General features: G+C 29.7%; 5 protein-coding genes. 1 reads left to right on the forward strand and 4 read right to left on the reverse strand.

The window, feature by feature from the left end; genetic code table 11:
- Positions 1-175: 175 nt before the first annotated feature.
- The 4 genes from Q0V08_RS09935 to Q0V08_RS09950 are packed head-to-tail and all read right to left on the reverse strand — an operon-like array spanning position 176 to position 5,034.
- Positions 176-1,012 carry a carbohydrate ABC transporter permease gene (locus Q0V08_RS09935; RefSeq protein WP_297434377.1) on the reverse strand — a complete coding sequence of 279 codons (837 nt, stop codon included), beginning with the start codon at positions 1,010-1,012 and terminating at the stop codon, positions 176-178.
- Positions 978-1,964, reverse strand: a complete 987-nt coding sequence (locus Q0V08_RS09940) for a sugar ABC transporter permease (RefSeq protein ID WP_297434379.1) — start codon at positions 1,962-1,964, stop codon at positions 978-980. Before Q0V08_RS09940 ends, Q0V08_RS09935 begins: the two co-directional genes overlap by 35 nt.
- Positions 1,965-1,980: 16 nt before the next feature.
- Complete coding sequence (locus Q0V08_RS09945) at positions 1,981-3,264, reverse strand: extracellular solute-binding protein (protein WP_297434381.1); 1,284 nt, start codon at positions 3,262-3,264, stop codon at positions 1,981-1,983.
- Positions 3,265-3,276: 12 nt separating this feature from the next.
- Positions 3,277-5,034 carry a beta-galactosidase gene (locus Q0V08_RS09950; RefSeq protein WP_297434383.1) on the reverse strand — a complete coding sequence of 586 codons (1,758 nt, stop codon included), beginning with the start codon at positions 5,032-5,034 and terminating at the stop codon, positions 3,277-3,279.
- Positions 5,035-5,267: 233 nt separating this feature from the next.
- Between Q0V08_RS09950 and Q0V08_RS09955 the strand changes: the two genes are divergently transcribed.
- Positions 5,268-6,239 (forward strand): LacI family DNA-binding transcriptional regulator, encoded by a 972-nt coding sequence (locus Q0V08_RS09955; protein WP_297434385.1) that lies wholly within the window; start codon positions 5,268-5,270, stop codon positions 6,237-6,239.
- Positions 6,240-6,341 lie beyond the last annotated feature (102 nt).

Genomic DNA, 6,341 nt, shown 5'->3' on the forward strand with positions numbered 1-6,341 from the left:
TATCTGGACAACATGGGACAGATTATCCTTTAGCTATGGCCGGAGCTATTCTAGGAGTTTTACCTATGTTAATTATGTTTATAATATTCCAAAAGAAGTTTATTGAAGGAATGGCATCAACTGGAATTAAATAAAATTCTAATAAAAAATGGAGAGATTTTAAACTCTCCATTTTTTACTCTTTAACAGCTCCTGCTACTATTCCTGATAAAATCTTCTTCTTAAATATCAAATACATTATAACTGTTGGTAACATAACTATTACTATAGCAGCTGATAACTTAGCCCATGAACCGCTACGCCCTACATAGTTCATTAACATTGTTGTAAGTGTTGCATTAGCAGCACTTGGCATATATAGATATGGTGTAAACATATCATTTAATACATCTACAGATTTTAAGATTATAAGTGTGGCTGTTGCTGGTAAAATAAGTGGAAATATAACTTTCCAATATATTTTAAAATATGAGCATCCATCAATTCTTGCACTTTCATCTAAAGAGTATGGAATCTGATCTATAAACTGTTTATACACATATATTTGAAGTATATCTGTTGATATATAGATTACCATTGGTGCTAGTAGTGTATCATATATTCCAAGTCTTCCAATTATTCCAAATCTTGTTATCTCAGCAATAAAGCTAGGTATTAGCATTGAAAAACTAAATAAAAAGAAGTATACCTTTTTAAGTTTAAACTCAAATCTACTTAAAGAGTAAGCAACCATACTACTTAAAATAACATTTACTGTTATTGTTCCTAAAACTAAAAGCATTGAGTTTTTAAACCCTGTTAAAACATTTCCATTTTTAAAAACCTCTTTGTAGTTATCTAATGAAAATGGTGCTGGTAAAGATAGATGATACCCTTGAGCTATCTGCTCTGGAGTTTTAAAAGATGATAATACCACTAAAAGTAAGGGAACTAAAACTATCAAAGTTATAACTACAAAAACTGTGTGATTTAGAGCATTAAATAGTAACTCGCTCGTCTTTTTCTTTTTCAAACTTTTCCCCCTCCTTTTCTATTGCCATTTCAACTTTTAACTCCTCTTTTTTTAAAAATCCTTTTACTTTATTTAGCTTACCTCTAAACTTTTCAGGCTCTAAAACTAAACCTTGAACTATTGATATAACTATTATTGCAACTATTAAAACTATAGCCATTGCACAAGCTAAACCAAAGTTACTAAATTCAAAGGCTGTTTTTACTGTGTGAAGAGCAAATGTTGTACTGCTCGTTCCTGGACCTCCACTTGTCATAACAAATGGAATATCAAAAACCATCAGAGCTCCTCTAACATTTAAAAACAGTACTATACTAAGAATAGATTTCATATTAGGTATTATTATTTTTACAAATTGCTGTAATACTGAGGCTCCATCAATTAATGCAGCCTCTAACATATCCTTATTTATTGATTGAAGTCCAGCTAAGAAAAGTATTATGTGAACCCCTGTAAATCTCCAAAGAGAAACTACAACTAATGAATAGTTTACAATTTTAGGATCACTTAACCATCTGATTTTTCCAATACTTCCAAGAGCTAAAAGTCCATTTAATACCCCATCCTCAGAACTATATAAAAAGGAAAACATATAGGCTATTGCAACTCCATTTATTATATATGGCATAAAAACTATAGTTTTAAAAAATTCACTTTTTTTGATATACCTATCTAAAAGCATTGCTAAATACATCTCTATTGGAATAAAAAGAAGATGCAGCATAAAATATAGATTATTATTTTTTAAACTTTGCCAAATATCTTTTCTTTGAAATACTTGAGTATAATTTTTTAATCCAACGTAGTTATAACTAGGATTTATTCCATCCCAATCTGTAAAACTTATTAGAGCTAATTTAAATCCTGGATAAAGAACAAATACAAATAGCAATATAGTTGGTATTGCTAAAAAACATGCTAACAATATACTTTTTTGTGTTTTATCTTTCATACTCTACTCCTAACAACTACTTTGTATTTTCTTGAGCTTCTGTCCATCTTTTGTTAAACTCATTCATATACTCTGTAAAATTAACTCCTTGAATCATCTCTTGCCCCATTCTCTTAACATCAAAAGATATATAATTAGCTATTTTTCTAAACTTTTCATCTCCACCTTTTTGAAGTACAACCTCTGGATTTGGAATATTTGCTATAGCCACATTAAACATACTCTCTCTACCCTTTACTCCCTCTACAGCTGGTAATACATTCATATATGTTACATACTCTTTATAATAGTCACTTGTAAAGAACCAATCTAAGAACTTTTTAGCCTCGTCAGCATTTTTACTATATTTTGGAATTGATAAAAATACTTCAGCTGAAACTAAATATCTAAATGGATCCTCTTTTGTTTCACGAGCTGGTAGTACAAATACTCCTACATCATCTAATGTTTCTTTAGACATCTCTTTTTCTAAATCCATATAAAACCATTGCCCTGATGCTAACATAGCTGCCTTTTTAGAAGCAAACATACTTTTTTCTTGATCCCAACCATATCCTAATGGATCATCTCCAAAAGGCTTTGTATTGTAGTATTTATCTAACATATCATAAGCTACATAAAATGGTTTTCCCGGAGAAAATGGATCTTTTTCTACAGCCATTTTACTTAAAATATCATTACCACCTGGAACTAAAAATGGCATAAACTCATTAAAAGGATATGTTGTCCAAGAGTCTTTAGCACCTAATGCCATTGGAATATAAGTACCATTGTCTTTTATCTTTGTTGAAAGTGCTACAAACTCTCCCCATGTTGTAGGTATCTCCAGTCCTAACTCATTGAATACACTTTTTCTATAATAAACAAACTCATTAAAACCATACATTGGTAATCCATATATGTTTCCATCAATTTCAAAATCTTTAGCAAACTTATTTACTTTTGCAGCTTCTGTTTGATTTAAAGGAAGTAGCACACTTTTAAAACTTTCCATAGTTACAACTCTCACAGGAAAAATATCTGGTAGTTTCTGTGCTGAGTTTCTTATTTTCATTGTATTATCATACTCAGTTGCAGGTATTTTCTCCATTTTTATTGTTACATTTGGAGCTACCTTTTGATAAGCTTCTGCTAGACTATTTGTATCCATCATATACTCTTCCCCTGTTCCAGAGTATGTTACAAAAGTCAGCTCAATTTTTTTATCCTCTGCTTTAGTTACCTCTTTCTTTTCTCCATCACCACAAGCAGCCATAAACAACATTGCTCCTACTCCTAAAACCTTTAAATATCTTTTCATTTTTTACCCTCCTTAAAAAAGTTTAGCTTCTGCAAAAAGTTCCATAACTTCACCATTATTATGAAGTTCAAAAATAACAATTTCGTTCTCTCCCTCTTTTAAAAGAGGTGATGGAACATAAAGTCTCTTTTGAGGTCCCTCATTCCAGTATCTCCCTAAGTTAAATCCATTTATATATACAACACCCTTTTCCCACCCTGTGAAATCTAAGAAAGTATCTCCAATCTCAGACACATTAAAAGTTCCTTTAAAGAATCTTGGGTAATTTTCAACATCTTTAACGCAATCTCCAAAATCTAAATTAGATATATCATCTAATAGTATTGTGTAAATTTCCCAATTAAATAGAAACTGTCTATCAAGTCTAACCCCCTCTGTTATACCTTTACTATCTTTTAACAAAGGTCCATAGTTAATTCTCCCCATATTTTCAACTAAAATCTCTAATGTTGACTCTTCTTTTTCACAGTTTAGTATTATTTCCTGTTTATTATTTCTATCAATAACTCCTTTAAACTCTCCATTTAAATATATCAAAGCTCTATCTCTAACCTCTTGCAAAGTTAGTGGCATATTTTCAATAACTCCTTTAACCTTTGTTTTATAAAGTATAAACCCATAATCTTGATCTAGCTCCTCCATAGTTTTTACATACGGTGAAGTATAGTGTTTAGATAGTATATTTAAATTATTCCAAAGAGATGCACTTTCCTTAAACTCTACTTTCCCACAAGCTATTTTTTTTGAATCTTTTACTTTATACTCTTTGTAATTTTTATGTTTTTTAATATTTATTTTTTCTTTTAATTCATCAATAGTATCCTTTACCAGATGATATTTTTTAGTTAAATCTCCATCTTCTGTTAAAAGAGCATCATAATCATAACTAGTTACTGTACAACGCTGCTCATCATGATAGTTTGCTCCATTCATAAATCCAAAGTTAGTTCCTCCATGGAACATATAGAAGTTTACAGAGATATTGTTTTCTAACATATATTTAAACTCCTCTGCTACCTCTTCACCTTTTCTAGTTATGTGCTCTTGTCCCCAATGATCAAACCATCCTATCCAAAATTCCATAACCATTTTTGGCATATTGCTTTGATATTTTTTAAATAGTTCAAATGACTCCTCTGTCTTTGAACCAAAATTTATTGTTTTCCAAATATGTGGTAATGTTCCTCCAGATAGCATCCAATGAGTTGGACCATCTGAAGTAAATAGTGGCACATTAACTCCTCTTTTTATTAAAGCCTCTTCTAAATAACTTAAGTACTTATAGTCGTTTCCATAGCTTCCATACTCATTTTCAATTTGAACAGCTATTATAGGGCCTCCATTTGTAGAGAGATATTTTGTAAACTTAGGAACTAGAGTATCATAGTATCTATCAATTTTCTCTATATACGTTGAGTCCATAGTACGAAGTCTTATTCCCTGATATTTTAATAACCATGGTGGCAACCCTCCAAACTCCCATTCTGCACATATATACGGAGATGGCCTTAAAATAACATAAAGTCCCACTTCATCAGCTAAAGATATAAATCTTTCAAGGTCTAACATATCTGAAAAGTTATATTCTCCCTCTTTAGGTTCATGAAGATTCCATGGTACGTAAGTTTCTACACAGTTAAAACCTGCTGATGCTATTTTCTCAAGTCTATCCTTCCACTGCTCAGGTAAAGTTCTAAAGTAATGCATCGCTCCAGATATAAGAAGAGTTTTTTCTCCATCTATCTCTATATATTCCTCTACAAATCTCATTTCTCCTCCCTATTTTTACCACTCTATTTTTTTAAATTATGTTTTATTTTAATTCTTTTTTATCGAATATATTCTATAAAAACTTTATTTTTTATAAGAATACGTATTCTTGATACGAGTTTATTCTATGAATCTATTTTTGTCAAGAGGAATATTTAATAAAAAAAATTGTTTGACAAATTTATAAAAAAATACTTTAATTGAGTTCACAATAACTTTTGAAAGGTGGTTCTATGAAAAAAACTTTAACTATGAAAGATATAGCAAAATTAGCTGGTGTTTCTCAATCCACTGTATCAAGAGTGGTCAATGGAAATCCAACTGTAGACCCTGAAGTTCGGGCTCGTGTTGAAAAAATAATTTTAGATCAAGGTTTTAAACCAAACTCTAGTGCTAAAACCTTAAGAAGCAGCTCTTCTAAAATAATTGGAGTTATACTTTTTGATCTATCTAATTACTATTATCTAGAGATGATTAGATATGTTGAAAAAGCAGCTAGAGAAAATGGATATACAGTTATTATTCTCAACTCTGGAGGAGATAAAGCTTTGGAAAAAGAGCATATTTTAAATTTACAAGCTCGAAATGTGGATGGAATCATTATTGCTCCTGTAGCAAAAGAAAATCTTGAATTTTTAAAAAAGCAAAATGAAAATTTTGTAATTGTAGATTGCAGTCTGCCTAACTATCCATGTGTTTATACTTCTCTTCTTCAAGGTGGAAAAATCGCCACAGAACATCTTTATAATTTAAATCATAGAAAAATAGGTTTTATTGGAGCTGATAAAAAAAATATAAAACTTTTAGGAGTAAAAGAGTTTTTCTCTGAAAAGAATTTAAAATTTTCAAATGAGTGGTTTATAGAAACTGATGTCACTAATAGTCATCTTGATAATTTATCTTCAAAACTAGACTCTTTAAAAGATTTTCCTACAGCTTTTATAACATCTAATGATGTTATTGCTTTAAATCTAATAAAAGAAATTGGAAAAAAAGGCTTATCTATTCCTGAAGATATATCTATTTTAAGTTTTGATGATACTATTATATCTACAGCTTTAAATATTACAAGTATTAGACACCCTGTAGATTTAATGATGGAAGATGCTATTGATTATCTTTTAAATGGAAATAAAACTATTATTCAAAAAAGTCTTAAGCCTATTTTAATTAAAAGATCTAGTTGTCATTATAATTTGAAATAAAAATTCATACTTTAAAAAGCTATTGAAATTTTATACAACTTTTTTGTTAGTTTTTTTCAAATTGATATTTTTTCATAACAATCATATAATATTATACAAGAT

It is taken from the genome of uncultured Cetobacterium sp. (assembly GCF_947038635.1).
In the GTDB taxonomy this organism is placed as follows: Bacteria; Fusobacteriota; Fusobacteriia; order Fusobacteriales; family Fusobacteriaceae; genus Cetobacterium_A.